Source organism: Rahnella sp. WP5 (assembly GCF_000745615.1).
In the GTDB taxonomy this organism is placed as follows: Bacteria; Pseudomonadota; Gammaproteobacteria; order Enterobacterales; family Enterobacteriaceae; genus Rahnella; species Rahnella aceris.
In genome coordinates this window covers 598,711-615,422 of sequence record NZ_KN050720.1, presented here as the reverse complement: position 1 = coordinate 615,422, position 16,712 = coordinate 598,711, and the positions used below count along the sequence as shown (strand labels likewise).

Sequence of the window (16,712 nt, the reverse complement as noted above, 5' to 3'; positions counted from 1 at the left end):
TGGGAGCAGCTCCTCAAAGCGGCGAATTTTTGCGTTCGATGCCGTAGCGTTCGATCTCTTTGTAAGGCACGACGATGGACGTTTTCTTACGCACATCGACAACCGTCATGCGGTCGGTGCAGGAATAACAAGGATCGAGACTGCCGATAATCAGCGGCGCATCGGAGACCGTATTGCCGCGCAACATGTAACGCAGCGTCGGCCAGTTGGCGTAAGTCGCCGCACGGCAACGCCAGCGGAACAGCTTTTGGTTGTCGCCGGTCATGCTCCAGTGAATGTCGTCACCGCGTGGCGCTTCAGCAAAGCCGAGGGCAAAACGGTGCGGAATATAATTGAAACCTTCTACCGCCAGCGGGCCACCCGGCAGGCTTTGCAGACCGAACTCGATCATATTCAGGGCGTTAAACACTTCGTGGATGCGCACTTTCAGGCGGGAATAAACGTCGTTACCGGTTTCGCTGCACAGTTCAAATGGCAGTTTGGCGTAACCGGCATAAGGGTGATCCTGACGCATATCGCGGCGGTGACCGCTGCCGCGCACCATCGGGCCAACATTACTGAAATCCCGCGCCACCTGCGGATCCAGAATACCGACGCCGACGCTGCGCTGCCGGGTATTCGGCGTACTGAGCAGGATATCCACCAGCTCGTTAAGATCCCGGCGCATGCTGCCCGCCAGCGCAATGGTGGCGATCATGTCGTCTTTGAGGATGTCACGGCGGATGCCGCCGATCAGGTTCATGCCGTAGGTTTTACGCGCGCCGGTCAGGATTTCTGCCATCTTCATCGACTGTTCACGGACGCGGAAAAACTGCATGAAACCGGAATCAAAACCGACAAAATGACAGGCAAGCCCGAGGTTCAGCAGATGGCTGTGCAGACGTTCGACTTCCAGCAGAATAGAACGGATCATCTGGGCGCGTTCCGGCACCACGATACCCATCGCGTTTTCGACCGAAGAGGTGTACGCCACGCTGTGCGTGAAGCCGCAGATGCCGCAAACGCGATCTGAGAGGAAGGTGACTTCGTTGTAGCCCATGCGGGTTTCGGCCAGTTTCTCCATGCCACGGTGCACGTAAAACAGCCGGTAATCGGCATCGATAATGTCTTCACCGTCAACGAACAGACGAAAGTGTCCCGGTTCGTCAGAAGTGACGTGCAGCGGACCAATCGGCACAATTTTGCTGCCTTCTTTGGCTTCGGAAATAAACGGATAGGTTTCTTCGTCCGTGGTGGGTGCCGGGCGCTGGCGGTAATCCATCGCATCTTTGCGCAGCGGGTATAAATCGTCCGGCCAGTCATCCGGCAGCACCAGACGGCGTTCGTCCGGCAACCCGACCGGGCGCAACCCGTACATATCACGCACTTCACGTTCGCCCCAGACTGCTGCCGGTACGCGCGGTGTCACGGAAGGGAATTCCAGCGACACAGGATCCACTTCGGCGCGCACGGTGATCCAGCACTTCACGCCTTTTTCCATCGACAGCACGTAATACAGCGCGTAGTTGCCGCACAACGTACGTTCGTCATTGCCGAATAACACGGAAAGCCAGCCACCCTGCTGGTAATACAGCCATTCGACCACTTCCGGCAGCCAGTTCAGCCTGATGGTGACGGTCGCCTGCGTGTCGGTCTGCCATTCACTGCCTAAGATCGCCGACGGAAACTGCTTCGCCAGCGCGGCCAGATACTCTTTACCGACCGGGTTTTGATTTAATGCGGTATTGAACTCACTCATTACAAAGCCTCTTCCCGCCGCAGCGGGACAAGAAAAATGTCAGGTCAGCCTGCGACCAGCCAGGAAACCAGCGCCAGAAACGCCAGCCCGAAACCCGCCCAGGTGGTGCGGGAAGTTTTAAGAAAGCGCAGACGGGCGACGCTGTTCTCGATGAGCGCCACCACAAATACCGCGATCAGCAGTTTCACCAGACACAGCACCACGGCGGTCAGCAACGTCAGCGGCGTGAGTTGCTCCGCCAGTCCGAACGGGAAAAACAGACCAAGGAATAGCTGCAACACCACCAGTTGTTTCAGGCTGATGCCGATTTTCAGCACGCCCAGCGCCGCGCCGGAATATTCGGTCAGCGGGCCTTCCTGTAATTCCTGCTCGGCTTCCGCCATGTCGAACGGCAGCTTGCCCATTTCGATATAGGTCGCGAATGCACAGGCCAGACCGGCCAGAACGAGGGTTAAGGAAGACGACAGCGGCCAGTGCAGAACACGGGCGGCAATGGCACCAAGCGAGGTGGAACCGGCGACCAGCGCCGCAATCCACAGCCCGAGCAGCAGAATGGGCTCGACCAGCACGCCAAGCACCGCTTCACGGCTGGCGCCGATGCCGGTGAAGGTGCTGCCGGTATCCAGCCCGGCGATGGCAAACACAAAACGCACTATGGCAAACAGATAGATGACCGTGATCAGATCGCCCGCCGCGCCCATTGGCGACGCCAGCGTCACCACCGGCAGGGCGGTGGCGATCACCAGTAAGCCGCCGGTCAGCAGGTACGGCATGCTGCGAAACGCCGCACCGGCCGCAGCGGGTGCGACACTCTGGCGGGTCAGCAGTTTGGTGATATCACGGTATTCCTGTAACACGCCGGGTCCCTGACGGTTGTGCATCCGTGCGCGCATTACACGGCTGAATCCGGCAAACAGCGGCGCGAGCGCCAGCAACGCAATCGCCTGAATCAGCGCCAGCGGCCACAACGAACCCGCGAGTAAGAATGAAGTGTTCATAGTCAGTTCCTCAGGCAAAAGCCACGACCAGCAACACGGCCAGTTCGATGAAAGCCAGACGACGGCAGAAGGCACCCAGCCAGCCACGGTGCAGCGCGGCCACCAGCGGAGCCGGTGTCATGTGCTGACGCAGGCGATAAAGCGGGGCAAACATCACGCGCAGCGGTTGGGCAAAACCCGTCGCTGTCACCACCATGTCAGCGGAATGGCCGTAGCCACAGGCCCAGGCATCGCCGCGTGAACGGTTTGGCAGACGGGAACCGCGCAATACCGTGGCGGCAATCCACGGCAGCAGCGGCATGCCCAGCAGCAGAATGGCGACCATCGGCGCCGATACCGCAGACGTGGCGGAAAACGCCGCGCCATGTCCGGCGGCCTGTAAAACAGGCACGTTCAGCACTGAAGCGGCAACGGCGGAGAAGTGCGGAATCAACCACGGCGAGGCGACACCGAAAACCACACACAACAGCGCCAGCAATACGCTGCTGAGTGTCATCAGTCGCGGGGCAGGCGTGGCGTCTGCCGCCGCCGGACTGCGTGGTGTGCCTAAGAAAGTGACGCCGAAAACTTTGGCAATACACATCAGCGCCAGCGCACCGGTCAGGGCCAGACCGACCGCCAGCAGCGGCCCGAGCAGACGTGCGATAAACACGTGACCCGCACTCAGCTGGAACAGCGACTGATACAGCAGCCATTCGCTGACAAAGCCGTTCAGCGGCGGCAGGGCAGCCATCGATATCAGGGCAATCAGCATCGACACGGCGGTCCACGGCATCAGACGGGCGATCCCGCCGAGTTTTTCCATGTCCTTAATGCCGGTCTGCATTTCGATTTCACCGGCACCGAGGAACAGCGCGGTTTTAAACAACCCGTGATTGAACAGGTGAAACAATCCGGCCAGCAGGGCGAGCGAAGCCAGCAGCGGCAGATTCAGCGCCACGCCCACCATGGCGCCGCCGATGCCGAGCAAAATAATTCCGACGTTTTCCAGCGTGTGATAGGCCAGCAGACGGCGGATATCGTGCTCCATCAGCGCGTACAGGCCGCCGATAAATGCGGTCAGGATTGCCAGAAGCACTACCATCAGGCCCCACCAGAGTGGCGGTGCGCCGAGCAAGTCCAGACCGACTTTTACGATGCCAATAATGCCGATTTTCATCAGCGCCGAAGAGAACAGGGCAGCGGCGTGGGCGGGGGCGCTGGAATGCGACTGCGGCACCCAGGCGTGCAGCGGGATAATCCCGGCGTAGAGTCCGAAACCGGCCAGTGCCAGCAGGAAAGCCAGCGATTTAATGCCTGGCGTAAACGTGGTGTGGCGAAGAACCTCAAAATCCAGACTGCCGCTGGCGTGATGCAGCAGCGCAAACGCCAGGATCAGACACAGCGTGCCGAGGCGTCCGGATAAAAACTGATTCAGACCGGCACGGCGGCTTTTCACATCGTCGGCTTGTACGATCATGAAATACGCACACAGCGCGGCCATTTCCATCATCAGGATCAGTTCAGCCGCATTGGCGGAAATCGCCGCGGCAGTCAGCGCCGCCAGCAGCAGATTGCATAACAACCCGGTACGGGCGCGCTGGCGCGGACGGGCATTCGCCAGCCATGCGCAGGCATACAGGCTGCTGAACAAGGCCGTTACCGACATCGCCAGTAACAACAATGCATTCAGCGGGCTGAAGCTGGCGCGGTAAGGCAGAACCGGCAGTGTAAGGGTCACCGGAGCGCCACTGTTTACCATCTGAACCGCCGCAATAATAACCGCGACGGATGCCACCATGCTGCCAGCGCCTGAAATCAGGCTGCTTAATTTCGCGGCTCCTGCCAGTAACCCGCAGATAATGCCGCTGAAAACCCAGACCAGCAGCGCCAGCGTCAACAGTGATGCCGGATCCAACGCTAATAGTGCCGTCATTGTTTGGCCTCCGTGTCAGGCGCACTAAAGGATGTCAGCCCGGCCGGGAATACATTCATCGCATTCAGGCGTTTTTGCTGGCTGGCATTGTCAGACAGACTGGCCGTGATAAGCCGGATGGCCTGTGTGGGACAGGTCTTGATGCACGCCGGACCCTCAGGGCTGAAGCTGCATAAATCGCATTTCACTGCCACCGCGCGAACCCCCGGCACACAATCCAGGAAAGGGCTGATCGCACGTGGCGGGCGCGGCGCGGGCAGCGCTTTTGAGGTGTTACAGTCGACGGGCATGTCCAGCGGCGTGCTGCCGGAAAAGGTGATGGCACCGAACGGGCAGGCAAGCCCGCACAGTTTGCAACTGACGCAGAGGCTTTCATTGAGATGAATCGCGTCGTTTTCACGGGTGATAGCATTAACCGGACACACCTGCGCGCAGGGGGCATCTTCACACTGGTGACACATCACCGGCGCGGAATCCAGACGGTTTCGCATCACCTGCAAACGGGGGGCAGATTGTAAACCGTGACGCTGGTGTTCCTGCGAACAACTGGCCATACAGGTATTGCAGCCAATACAAAGTTTCGGATCAGCTATCACATATTGATTCATGGCATTTTTAAAGCTCATGAAGTCTCCTTGGTATTTCGTCAAAGGTGACGAAATCGGCACTTAAATTGACATTTCGACATTTATGTCGGAATAGATCCCAGTAAAAAAACGGCAATGAAAAACATTCCTGTTATGCCGGTGCGATAATGTATTTCTGAATGTAACTCAGGCGTGGTCGAGTAATTTATCGAGTTGCGAATGAATGGGCTGATTAGTTTTCAGTGAGTCAAAAATACACTGATAAATAGCCGATATTTTATTGAGATAATGTTCCAGCACGGCGTTCTTATCTTTAATATCCACGGTGCCATCAACCCGGCCTTCTTCACTCAGCGTGGCGTGTGCAAACGCTCTGAAGTCGGGTTCTTCACCGCTGTGCGCCATGTTCAGGCTGTAAACGATATCCTGACTGTAGAAGTCGTCGCTGAGATGAATACTGACGGAAAAATGGTTAAACAGGGTGAAGCGGATATCCTGATCTTCGCCGCAACTGAATTCATGGTTTATCTTTTTATTTGAATGGGTTATGGCCTGTGTCAGGCTGTTCTGATACAGGCGCCATTGTGATTTCAGATGGCTGTTTTTGCTGGCTATATAATCCGCTTTACTGGTCAGTTCGCTGAGAGTGCTCATTGTCATTACCCGTTATTGAGGTGTGCGTAGGTGCCTTTCCGGTCCGTCTTTATGCAGAAAGTGACGACGAAAATACGGCGCATACATCCCTGCTGGCATAAAACGTGCCAGTTTCCGGTTTTGTTTAATAACTGCTTTATTATTAAAAGGTTAAGATATTTAAAGCCTGTGTGTCCGGTCGCATGAAAAACATAATGACATGTCGATGACACTGTATTTCGACATATATGACGGACTGCGCCGGGATTATTTCGCTATCCGGTTTTCTTCTCCGTGTCTCCGTGTCGAAAAATTGTGGCATCAATATTGCTACTTACCTTCCCATGCGCTGTTTATTAATCTCCTGACGGAGAGGGAAATAATGCACGAGATTACGTTGTGCCAGAACGCCGTGGAAATAATGCAACAGTTTGGACGGCAAAATAATGCCCGGAGAATTACGGCGGTATGGATGGAAATTGGCGCGTTTTCCTGCGTCGAACCTGAAGCGGTGCAATTTTGCTTCGAACTGGCGTGCCGCGAAACGCTCGCTGAAGGTTGTGAATTGCATCTCCACACACCGGCGGCAGAAAGCTGGTGCTACACGTGCCAGCAGGACATCACTTTACTCAGCCCCGGCGTGCTGCTGTGTCCGCACTGTGGCGGACGTGATGTGCGGGTGGTGGCCGATGACGGCATGAAAATTAAACGAATCGAAATCGAATAACGGGCACCCGATGTGCCCGGGGAGAAAGCTATGTGCAGTACCTGCGGTTGTGCCAGCGGCGAACTTCGTATCGAAGGCGTCAGCCCTGAACACACTCATCACCATTCCCATGATCATGATGATTCACATGATCATCACCACGGTCTGCCGTTTGCACCGCGACGCCTGGTGGACATCGAAATGGACGTGCTGGCGAAGAATAACCATATCGCTGCCCATAACCGCGAGCATTTTGCGGCGGCGGGCATTCTGGCACTGAATCTGGTGTCCAGCCCCGGCTCCGGTAAAACGACCCTGCTGACCAGCACCCTGACCCGGCTGGCACCGTATTTCGACTGCGCGGTGATAGAAGGCGATCAGCAAACCACTCACGATGCCGATCGTATCCGCGCCACCGGCGTCCCGGCGATCCAGGTGAATACCGGTAAAGGCTGCCATCTGGACGCGCAAATGGTTCATGATGCGCTGCATCAGCTATCGCCAAACAATAACAGCCTGTTGTTTATCGAAAATGTCGGCAATCTGGTGTGTCCGGCCAGTTTTGATCTCGGTGAATTGCACAAAGTGGCGGTGCTGTCCGTCACGGAAGGCGAGGACAAGCCGCTGAAATATCCGCATATGTTTGCCGCATCGCGCCTGATGGTCCTCAATAAAATCGACCTGTTGCCGTATGTCAGTTTTGACGTCGAAGCCTGTATTGCCAATGCGCGCCAGGTCAATCCGCAGATTGAAGTGATCCGGCTTTCTGCCACTACCGGCGAAGGTATGGAGCAGTGGCTGGCCTGGCTGGAGCAGCAACGATGTGCATAGGCATTCCGGGACAAATCGTCGCGCTGCATGACCAGCAGCCTGATCACGCCTGGGCAGAAGTCTGCGGTCTGCGCCGCGAAGTGAATATTGCGCTGGTGTGCGACGGCCAGCCACAAACACTGATCGGCGGCTGGGTGTTAATCCACGTCGGTTTTGCATTGAGCAAACTTGATGAACAGGAAGCACAAGAGACGCTGGCTGCGCTGCACGCGATGGAAGAAGTGGAAGCCGATGTCGCCCTGTTTCTCGGTGCGGGAGAGGCCCGATAATGCGTTTTGTTGATGAATTCCGTGATCCGAAACTGGCGAAAACGCTGATTGAACGGCTGCATCAGCGGGCGGCATTACTGCCTTACACCGCTGAAAAACCCATGCAGATTATGGAAGTGTGCGGCGGCCATACCCATGCCATTTTCAAATTCGGGCTGGATAAACTGCTGCCCCCGCAACTGGAATTTATCCACGGGCCGGGGTGTCCGGTGTGCGTGTTACCGATGGGGCGTATCGATGCCTGCTGTGAAATTGCCGCACATCCCGACGTGATTTTCTGCACCTTTGGCGACGCGCTGCGCGTGCCCGGCAAGCAAGGTTCGCTGTTGCAGGCGCGCGAACGGGGTGCCGATGTGCGTGTGGTTTATTCCCCGCTGGATACGCTGAAACTGGCCCGTGCAAACCCGGCGCATCAGGTGGTGTTTTTCGCCCTCGGTTTTGAAACCACGCTGCCGGTTACCGCTGTCACGCTGCAACAGGCACGGCGCGAACGTCTGCCCAATTTCAGCGTGTTCTGTCAGCACATCAGTCTGATGCCGACCTTACGCAGCCTGCTCTCGCAGGATGATGTGCGGATTGATGCTTTTCTGGCTCCCGGTCACGTCAGCATGGTGACGGGCACCGCACCTTATCATTTCATCAATGAAGAATTCGGCAAGCCACTGGTGATCAGCGGCTTTGAGCCACTCGATATGCTGCAAAGCGTGCTGATGCTGGTGGAACAAGTTTGCGAGGCATCGTGTAAAACGGAAAACCAGTATCGCCGCGTGGTGCCGGAAGAGGGTAACCTGCTGGCACAGGAAGCGATGCGCGAAGTGTTTACGCTTGCCGGTAGCAGCGAGTGGCGCGGTCTGGGCGTGATTGAAGCCTCAGGGATTTCCCTGGCCCCCGCCTATGCCTCGTTTGATGCCGAGCGGCGCTTTAACCCGCAGGCACAACCGGTAGCGGACGATCCCCGCTCCCGTTGCGGTGAAGTGCTGACCGGGCGCTGCAAGCCGCATGAGTGCCCGCTGTTTGGCACCGCTTGTACGCCACATAATGCATTTGGTGCGCTGATGGTGTCTTCTGAAGGTGCGTGCGCGGCGTGGTATCAGTACCGGCATCAGGAAACGGCAATGGCGGATAAACCGCAGCAAAAGCATCAACAGCAGAAGGTAAGTCAGGATGAGTGATCGCAAAGAAGTCGTCACAATGGCGCATGGCAGCGGCGGCCGCGCCATGCAACAGATGATCGAACAGATGTTCATCAGCGCATTTGATAATCCCTGGCTTAACGAACGGGAAGATGGCGCACGATTGTCACTTGCCAGCCTGAGTGCACAGGGCGACCGGCTGGCGTTTACCACGGACAGTTACGTGATTGATCCCATCTTTTTCCCCGGCGGCAATATCGGCAAGCTGGCGGTGTGCGGCACGGCAAACGATCTGGCGGTCTGCGGGGCGACACCCGCCTATCTTTCCTGCGGTTTTATTCTGGAAGAAGGGTTAGCGCTGGATGACTTACAAAAAATAGTCAGCGCGATGGCGCAGACCGCACACGCTGCGGGCATTGCCATTGTGACCGGCGACACCAAGGTCGTGCAGCGAGGCGCCGCCGACAAAATCTTTATTAATACCGCCGGGATCGGCGTGATCCCAACGGCCGTTAACTGGGCCGCCGGTACGATAAAAGCAGGCGATAAAGTGATCGTCAGCGGGACGCTCGGCGATCATGGTGCGGCGATCCTCAATCTGCGTGAAAAGCTGGGGATGGATCTGGGCGTGGAAAGTGACTGCGCGGTGCTTGCGCCGATGATTGCACCACTGCGACCGCTGGCTGGCGTGCATGCCTTACGTGATGCCACGCGCGGCGGGGTGAATGCGATTTTGCATGAGTTCAGCGCCACCAGTGGTTTTGGGATATGTATCGACGAAACCGCGTTGCCGGTGAAACCGGCTGTGCGTGGCATCTGTGAATTACTGGGGCTGGAACCGCTGAATTTTGCCAATGAAGGCAAACTGGTGATCGTCGTGTCCGACCGGGCTGAAGAGCAGGTGCTGAACCTGTTACGCAGCCATCCGCTGGGCGCTGATGCGGCAACTATCGGCGAGGTGACGATAAGTCCGCAGGTGTGTCTGCGCGGCGCGCTGGGTGTTTCCCGCCAGTTAATGTTGCCCCATGCGGAGCCATTACCCCGCATTTGTTGATCTCGTCAGGGGAGCGCGCCGCCGCGAAGGCGTAAACTTTCTTAATCGTTTCTTCAAAAACGCTTTACATCAAAAGCCAGAGCCCACGGTATGCAGAGTGCAACAATGAGCACCACAAAACACAAAGGATTACTGGAACTGACGCGCACATTGCTGCTGCAACAGAACATGACATCGCTGCTGGAAACCCTGACGCAAGTGGTTCAGAGCGCCGGTATTGCGGAGGCTGTGACGCTGGTGTTGTTCGACAATAACAGCGAACGCGTCAGTTTTTATGGCATCGATCCGCATCATCAGCCGGTCAGTTATGAAGATGAAACGCTGCTGGCGACCGGGCCGGTACATGCCTTACTGAGCAATCCTAAAACGCAGGTCTGGCGCAGCGAAGCGTTGCATCTGCGCTATCCGCAACTGGCGGCGCTGAACCTGTATCCGGCGTTTACCGATTATTGTCTGGTGCCTCTGCTGGCCTCTTCCGGCTTACTGGGGGGCTGTGAGTTTACCCGTCAGCACGCGACCCCGTTCAGTGAGGAAGACAAGAACGGTCTTTATGAGCTTTGTACGCTGGCGGCCATTGCGGTCGAACAAATCCAGTTGCGCGAAAACGCCTCGCTCCAGCAATCCCTGCTGCGCCATGAACGTGACGATTTCCGCATTCTGGTGGATATCACCAACGCCGTCCTGTCCAAGCTGGATCTCGACGAACTGACCGGCGAAATCGCCAAGACTATTCACCATTTCTTTCACATTAATGCCATCAGCATTGTGTTGTGTGATGCCGATAAAGACAGCGAACAGGCCAGTGTTTACGCGACACATTATGTGCAGACGCACGTCGCGGAGCGTGAACAGTCGCGCATGACGCTGGAGGGTTCGCTGGAACAGCAGGTGATGAAAAATGGCGAAATGCTGCTGACTAACGTGCGGTCCGCCGAAGAACCGGACAACGATGAAAGCACGTTGTTCCAGCTGTTATGGCGGGATCAGACCAAAACCCTGTGCATTCTGCCGTTACGTTTTGGTCATAAAACGCTGGGTGTGTTGAAACTGGCACAGTGCCAGCCGGATAACTTTAATTCCGCTAATCTGCGCGTGTTGCAGCAGATCGCCGAACGTATTGCGATTGCCGTGGATAACGCACTGGCCTATCAGGAAATTAAAAGCCTGAAGGAAAAACTGCAACACGAAAACCTGTATCTCACCGAGCAGATAAACAGCAATAACCCGGATTTCAGCGACATTGTCGGACGCAGTTCCAGCATGTCGGCGGTGCTGAAACAGGTTGAGATCGTGGCGAAAAGCGACTGTTCTGTGCTGATCCTCGGCGAAACCGGCACCGGTAAAGAGCTGATCGCCCGTGCGATCCATAATCTCGGCGATCGTCGTGATCAGCGCATGGTGAAAATGAACTGCGCGGCCATGCCTGCCGGATTAATGGAAAGCGATTTATTCGGCCATGAAAAAGGCTCGTTTACCGGGGCTACCGCTCAGCGGATGGGGCGTTTTGAACTGGCCGATAAAGGCACCTTATTTCTCGATGAAGTGGGTGAAATTCCGATTGAACTGCAACCGAAGTTGCTGCGTATTTTGCAGGAGCAGGAGTTCGAGCGTGTCGGCGGCAATAAACTGATTTCGGTGGATGTGCGGATGATCGCAGCGACCAACCGCGACCTGTGCCAGATGGTTGCCGATAAAGAATTCCGCAGTGATCTGTATTACCGGCTGAATGTGTTCCCGATTGTCATCCCGCCGTTGCGTGAGCGCCCTGAAGACATTCCGCAACTGGTGAAATTCCTGACCTATAAAATCGCCAAGCGCATGAAACGCACCATCGACAGTATTCCCGCCGAGACCTTGCGTTTATTAAGCCGGATGCCCTGGCCGGGCAATGTGCGCGAACTGGAAAATGTTATTGAACGCGCTGTGCTGCTGACCCGCGGAACGGTGCTGGATTTACAACTTCCTGAGCTGAATTATCCGTTGCCGGTATCTCAGCCGGAGAGGGTGATGCCCGCGCCTGATACAGCGCCCGTCCCGCATTTGAGTGAGGAAGACGAGCGCGAACGTATTCTTCAGGTACTTAAGGAGACCAACGGCGTGGTCGCCGGTCCGCGTGGTGCGGCACAACGTCTGGGGTTAAAACGTACGACGTTGTTGTCGAGAATGAAAAAATTGGGGATTGCCGCGCATTAACCGGGTCAGACTGCTTTTACCGCACCGGACAATGAAATATGGCCGATGCGGTAATGCTGCCCACCGCCTGTCAGCGGATTTCTCCCGGCCGTAAAATGGATTTTCTTCCAGTTTGTCGTGTCCCAGGCGGTGACGTCGATAAGTCTGTCGCTCACCGTTTGCTCACTGAATGGCGCAAGGTCACTGAACGGTGCGATATCCGTTATCTCTCTTTTCGCATATACCGCCTCCGCGACGTTTCCGCTGACATGTGCCGTCAGCACCGGATAAACCCGGATCTGCGGCCAGCCGAAGGCGCCGGCGACGCCCTGAAAACCTGCACCTGAAATAAAACGGTTCATATCTGATGCGTCCTGCCACAGGTAAAACGGCGCGTAGATATTTTCTGCGCTGCCGGTTTGCAGGCAGTTACGGCGGGCATAGAGATAGGTTTTGAAAATAAGCCCTGCAAAACCGTCCGTCCGATATCCGTTATCCGCAATGCGCTTTTCAATAATGCCCATGTCGTAGTCCGCTGGCAGGGTAAAACTGTATTGCATGGCAATCATGACCGGGCTCCTTGCGCAATTCTGAACATTTCACCATGACTGAACGACCAGTCTTCCGGCTGAGTAAAACTCACCACCACCATCACATCAGCCTGAGAAATTCCCAGTGTGAGGTGTAATTTTTCGGCCAGATGGTGGAACAGTTGCTGTTTCTGATAACCGTTACGCGGTTTGCCTGCGGTGATGTGAAACAGCAGAAAATCGTCTGAACGCCGGTCATTTTCACCGGCTAAATAGGTCGGGTTGATTACCCGCTGGTGGCGGCTGACCGGTTCGAACAACTGAAAACAATCATCTTTGGGCACGGAAAAGTGATCAACCAGCGCTTCCTGTAATATGGCTGAAATGGCATCCTGCCAGGCATCCGCGCGGTGGGCTGGTAAAGAAATTCGGCTAAAAGGCATCGGTTGTTCCTCCGGTTACGGGGCGCGGGTTACTGGTCATTGAGAGCGGCGAAGCGGCTCAGGGCGGATGCCGCTGCGGGCCAGCCGGCATAAAATGCCAGATGGGTGATCACTTCTGAAAGTTCGGCCTGTGAGACCCCGTTTTTTACCGCCAGGCTCAGATGAAAAGGCAGTTGTTCAACGCGATTGAGGGCAATCAGTGCGGCAACGGTGATCAGGCTGCGATCACGCGCAGACAATTCATTTCTTTTCCACAGATCGCCGAACAGCACCTGTTCCGTCAGTTCTGCAAATTTGGGCGTCAGACGCGACATGGTATCCAGCGTCTGTGTTTGGGACGAGGTCGTGCTCATATCAGGCTCCTTTTTGTCGGTGTGAAAAGGAGCATAAGGCGTTATGATTATCCTGAATATCGAAAATAACAGCAGCATTAGTCCATAAAAACGGGATGATTAAGCATGGCGAAAAGACCGGTCACTTTTGATTCAGAAGCCTTGCGCAGTTTTGTTACCGGCATTGAACTGGGCAGTTTTGTGCTGGCCGCCGACCGGCTGGGACGCTCCACATCTGCCGTCAGCGCGCAGCTGAAAAAGCTGGAGCAACAGGCGGGCACGGAGCTGGTACAGAAATCCGGACGGCACCTGATCCTGACCGGACGCGGCGAAGTGATGCTGAGTTATGCGCGGCGGATCCTCAGCCTGAATGATGAGGCCAGCGCTGTGCTGCTCGCCAGTACGCTGAGTGGCAGCCTGAATCTGGGCATGCAGGAGGATTTCGGCGAAACCCTGTTACCGGCCATTCTCGGCACATTCACCCGCGCACATCCGCAGGTGCAGGTTTCCGCCAGTATTACCCGTAATCAGCAATTGCTGGACGGGATCCGGCATAACGAGTTTGATCTGGCGGTGTGCTGGCAGGCTGATGAAACGCCACTTTTCCCGTCAAGCCGCTCGCTCGGACGGATACCGCTGCGCTGGATTGGCCCTGAAAGTTTCGACCTGAAGCACTATCAGGAAACCGGCGAACCGGTGCCCTTGCTGGTGTTCGAAGCGCCGTGCCTGATGCGGAATGCCGCAACGACGGCGCTGGATAACGCCGGTATTGCGTGGCGGATAGCCTTTACCAGCCGCAGCCTGAGCGGGATTTGGGCGGCGATGTCGGCGGGGCTGGGGGTGACTGTTCGTACGGATTTCGGTATGCCATCAACCGTACGGATTTTGCAGGAATTGCCCGCGCCGGGTGAGGTGGGGATCAGCCTTCATCAGAGCCTGACGCCACCGGGCGAGGCGGCCGTCAGCCTGAGAGAGTCGATTGTCGGCTTCTTTACGCAGCAGCACTGAGCCGCTGTGACTATTTTTTAGCCGGTTGCTGACGATAATGTTCCAGACGTTCGCGAAAATAAGCGCGCAGATGTTCCGGCTGCTCCATCTCCACTTCTTCTGCGTTGACCGGCAGATGGTTGCGCTCACGCACCACGACAGTCCCGGCTGCCAGCCCGGCGCTGACTTTATCCATTTCCTCTTTACTCAGCCCTGCGAGTGCTTTGTTCATGGTTTCTCCTTTTGATTGTTCTGTTAGGTTGTCGGGCAAAGCCTCTATTCTACTGCGGTTCCGGCCAGTGTCTTTAACATGCCGTCAGCGAAATACGTCTCCAGCAACGCCGGGTCGGTTTTCTGATGTTCCGATGAAAGAAATTTGGCAATAGCGTTGCGATCATCTTCTCCCCAAATAAAGATTTTATCGGGATGATAAAAAGCATGTTTTTTTATTGAGGCATTATTGGTGATCAGTTTCTTATTAAAAGCCATGGCTTCGAGAGCACGCAGCGTTAATCCGCATTGATCAGGCTTGTTGATCTCAAGAACGACAGAAGCGCGTTTCAGCTTTTCAATATTTTGCTGATAACTGATTTTCTGATTGATACAACAGTCCGGGTAATCCGGGTTGCCGTTGCAATCGCCCACCAGATAAAAGTCGGTCTGGCAGTGATTCTGGCGCAATACCGGTGTCAGGTCGTTAATGAGTTTTGCCCGATAATCATCAAACCCGCCGACATAAAAGCATGAGCAGGATGACGGCATATTTGCCGGTTCCGGTTGCCACGCAGCCATGTTATGGCGGCTGAACGGCAAAAACTGGTCAACATAAGAAAGTCCGTATTTCCGGCAATCTTCGGGATCAAAACTGTAAATAACATCAAAAACAGCGGTGACCCGGTCGAGATAATTTTCGTCATGGGAAAGTAATTTCAGCCGACGTCTTTTAGACGTAAGCGCGGCCACTGAGTCGCGCAATACCAATATTTTTTTGCATTTGAGCAGGGAAAGTAAATCCAGCATCAGAAATGCGCTGTAGCCGTTACAAATGATGATGTCGCTTTCACACACGTGGCGGAACTTGATAGCAATCTGAAATTTCCGGTGCCAGTGTTTGAGCCGCTTTCCCGGCAGCAAAGAGTGGACGGATTTAAAGTGTTTTTTGACGTGATAAATCGTATGCACATTAAATTCTTTTTTCAGTGCAGAGGTCATCATCCGTTCGTACTCTGAGTTCCATTCGATGAAATGTATTTTCGGTGGTTGCGAAAGATGGTTTTTCATTGTTTCTCCCTTTATGACCAAAGTTTAGCATTTTCAGTGCATAAAAGTGTTGATGCGGCCTGGAAAGCCATCCCATCTCACAACGGGTTTACAAAATCGCCAAAAACAGGCCATTATTTATCCTTCCCCTGACCGGAACGGAGCCTGAAAAATGACCCGAATGACAGCGAAAGATTTCCCGCCTGAACTCCTCGAATATTTTGATTTTTACGTGCACGGCAAAATGACCAAACGTGAGTTTCTTGATCTCTCGGCGAAGTTTGTGGCAGGCGGATTGTCGCTGGCTGCGCTGACGACGCTGATGACGCCGAACTATGCCTACGCCGAACAGGTGCAATTCACCGATCCGGATATTGTGGCGGAATACATTCAGTATCCGTCGCCGCAGGGACACGGCAGCGTGAAAGGCTATCTGGTGCGTCCGGCCAAAGTGACCGGTAAAGTGCCTGGTGTGGTGGTGGTGCATGAAAATCGCGGGCTGAATCCGTATATCGAAGATGTCGCGCGGCGGGTGGCGAAAGCCGGATTTGTCGCGCTGGCGCCGGACGGGCTGAGTTCGGTCGGCGGTTATCCGGGCAATGATGAGAAAGGGCGCGAACTGCAAAAACACGTTGATCCGGCCAAACTGATGAACGACTTTTTTGCGGCAGTAGAATTTCTGATGCACCACGAGACTGGCACCGGCAAAGTCGGCATCACCGGTTTCTGTTACGGCGGTGGCGTGGCGAATGCGGCGGCGGTGGCTTACCCTGAACTGGCGGCCGCCGTGCCGTTCTACGGGCGTCAGCCGAAAGCGGAAGATGTGCCGCGTATCAAAGCGCCGTTATTGCTGCATTATGCTGAACTGGATAAACCCATTACCGAAGGCTGGCCGGCGTATGAAGCGGCGCTGAAGGCCAATAACAAAGTTTATGAAGCGCATATTTATCCCGGCGTGAACCACGGTTTCCACAATGATTCGACGCCGCGTTATGACAAAGCGGCAGCGGATTTAGCGTGGGAAAGAACCATTGCCTGGTTTAAAAAGTACCTCGAACCGCAGACAGAAAGCGCATAAAAGAAAAGGGCGGGATCGCAAAATCCCGCCCTTTTTTTACGTTTCA

Annotated in this window: 18 protein-coding genes; 8 read left to right on the top strand and 10 right to left on the bottom strand. The window is 55.3% G+C overall.

All coding sequences use genetic code 11. The annotated features are described in order from the left end of the window. Positions 1-13 precede the first annotated feature (13 nt). The 5 genes from EX31_RS19920 to hycA all read right to left on the bottom strand — a co-directional run bounded on the left by EX31_RS19920 (position 14) and on the right by hycA (position 5,892). Positions 14-1,738, bottom strand: coding sequence for a hydrogenase large subunit (locus tag EX31_RS19920; protein ID WP_013574483.1), 1,725 nt, complete (start codon positions 1,736-1,738; stop codon positions 14-16). A gap of 44 nt (positions 1,739-1,782) precedes the next feature. Continuing rightward, positions 1,783-2,736 (bottom strand): respiratory chain complex I subunit 1 family protein, encoded by a 954-nt coding sequence (locus tag EX31_RS19915; RefSeq protein WP_037036313.1) that lies wholly within the window; start codon positions 2,734-2,736, stop codon positions 1,783-1,785. 10 nt (positions 2,737-2,746) lie between these two features. Continuing rightward, a complete protein-coding gene (locus EX31_RS19910) occupies positions 2,747-4,651 on the bottom strand; it encodes a proton-conducting transporter transmembrane domain-containing protein (protein WP_037036311.1) in 1,905 nt (634 codons plus the stop codon). Continuing rightward, complete coding sequence (locus tag EX31_RS19905) at positions 4,648-5,277, bottom strand: 4Fe-4S dicluster domain-containing protein (protein ID WP_037036310.1); 630 nt, start codon at positions 5,275-5,277, stop codon at positions 4,648-4,650. The genes EX31_RS19910 and EX31_RS19905 overlap by 4 nt, the downstream gene beginning before the upstream one ends. A 147-nt stretch (positions 5,278-5,424) precedes the next feature. Beyond that, complete coding sequence (gene hycA, locus EX31_RS19900) at positions 5,425-5,892, bottom strand: formate hydrogenlyase regulator HycA (protein WP_013574487.1); 468 nt, start codon at positions 5,890-5,892, stop codon at positions 5,425-5,427. Between the two features lie 361 nt (positions 5,893-6,253). Here hycA and hypA point away from each other — a divergent pair, with 361 nt between their 5' ends. From hypA to flhA, 6 genes are all read left to right on the top strand, one after another. After that, a complete protein-coding gene (gene hypA, locus EX31_RS19895) occupies positions 6,254-6,598 on the top strand; it encodes a hydrogenase maturation nickel metallochaperone HypA (RefSeq protein WP_013574488.1) in 345 nt (114 codons plus the stop codon). Between the two features lie 30 nt (positions 6,599-6,628). After that, on the top strand, positions 6,629-7,408 hold the full coding sequence (gene hypB, locus EX31_RS19890) for a hydrogenase nickel incorporation protein HypB (protein ID WP_037036308.1): 780 nt from the start codon (positions 6,629-6,631) through the stop codon (positions 7,406-7,408). Then, positions 7,399-7,677 carry a HypC/HybG/HupF family hydrogenase formation chaperone gene (gene hypC / locus EX31_RS19885; RefSeq protein ID WP_013574490.1) on the top strand — a complete coding sequence of 93 codons (279 nt, stop codon included), beginning with the start codon at positions 7,399-7,401 and terminating at the stop codon, positions 7,675-7,677. The genes hypB and hypC overlap by 10 nt, the downstream gene beginning before the upstream one ends. Next, entirely contained in the window at positions 7,677-8,849 is a 1,173-nt protein-coding gene (hypD, locus tag EX31_RS19880) for a hydrogenase formation protein HypD (protein ID WP_037036306.1), read from the top strand. The genes hypC and hypD overlap by 1 nt, the downstream gene beginning before the upstream one ends. Beyond that, a complete protein-coding gene (gene hypE / locus EX31_RS19875; protein ID WP_037036304.1) occupies positions 8,842-9,864 on the top strand; it encodes a hydrogenase expression/formation protein HypE in 1,023 nt (340 codons plus the stop codon). Before hypD ends, hypE begins: the two co-directional genes overlap by 8 nt. A gap of 105 nt (positions 9,865-9,969) precedes the next feature. Then, on the top strand, positions 9,970-12,057 hold the full coding sequence (flhA, locus tag EX31_RS19870) for a formate hydrogenlyase transcriptional activator FlhA (protein WP_369794816.1): 2,088 nt from the start codon (positions 9,970-9,972) through the stop codon (positions 12,055-12,057). Positions 12,058-12,062: 5 nt separating this feature from the next. Here the strand turns inward: flhA and EX31_RS19865 are convergent, their stop codons facing one another. Genes EX31_RS19865 through EX31_RS19855 form a run of 3 tightly spaced genes read right to left on the bottom strand, consistent with a single transcriptional unit; the run spans position 12,063 to position 13,362 of the window. Continuing rightward, complete coding sequence (locus EX31_RS19865) at positions 12,063-12,605, bottom strand: DUF4865 family protein (protein ID WP_037036299.1); 543 nt, start codon at positions 12,603-12,605, stop codon at positions 12,063-12,065. After that, positions 12,602-13,009, bottom strand: coding sequence for a tautomerase family protein (locus EX31_RS19860; protein ID WP_013574495.1), 408 nt, complete (start codon positions 13,007-13,009; stop codon positions 12,602-12,604). The genes EX31_RS19865 and EX31_RS19860 overlap by 4 nt, the downstream gene beginning before the upstream one ends. Before the next feature lie 29 nt (positions 13,010-13,038). Next, positions 13,039-13,362 carry a carboxymuconolactone decarboxylase family protein gene (locus EX31_RS19855; RefSeq protein WP_037036297.1) on the bottom strand — a complete coding sequence of 108 codons (324 nt, stop codon included), beginning with the start codon at positions 13,360-13,362 and terminating at the stop codon, positions 13,039-13,041. Positions 13,363-13,467: 105 nt separating this feature from the next. On the opposite strand from EX31_RS19855, the gene EX31_RS19850 reads away from it, so the two are divergent. Continuing rightward, positions 13,468-14,349, top strand: a complete 882-nt coding sequence (locus tag EX31_RS19850) for a LysR substrate-binding domain-containing protein (RefSeq protein ID WP_037036295.1) — start codon at positions 13,468-13,470, stop codon at positions 14,347-14,349. 10 nt (positions 14,350-14,359) lie between these two features. On the opposite strand, the gene EX31_RS19845 is transcribed toward EX31_RS19850, so the two are convergent. Both EX31_RS19845 and EX31_RS19840 read right to left on the bottom strand, forming a co-directional pair. Beyond that, the gene (locus tag EX31_RS19845) at positions 14,360-14,560 is read right to left on the bottom strand and encodes a DNA polymerase III subunit theta (protein WP_013574498.1); all 201 of its coding nucleotides are present in this window, start codon (positions 14,558-14,560) and stop codon (positions 14,360-14,362) included. A gap of 44 nt (positions 14,561-14,604) precedes the next feature. Beyond that, a complete protein-coding gene (locus EX31_RS19840) occupies positions 14,605-15,609 on the bottom strand; it encodes a WaaS/CpsH family glycosyltransferase (protein WP_037036293.1) in 1,005 nt (334 codons plus the stop codon). 151 nt (positions 15,610-15,760) lie between these two features. Here EX31_RS19840 and yghX point away from each other — a divergent pair, with 151 nt between their 5' ends. Then, on the top strand, positions 15,761-16,666 hold the full coding sequence (gene yghX, locus EX31_RS19835) for a YghX family hydrolase (protein WP_037036291.1): 906 nt from the start codon (positions 15,761-15,763) through the stop codon (positions 16,664-16,666). Positions 16,667-16,712 lie beyond the last annotated feature (46 nt).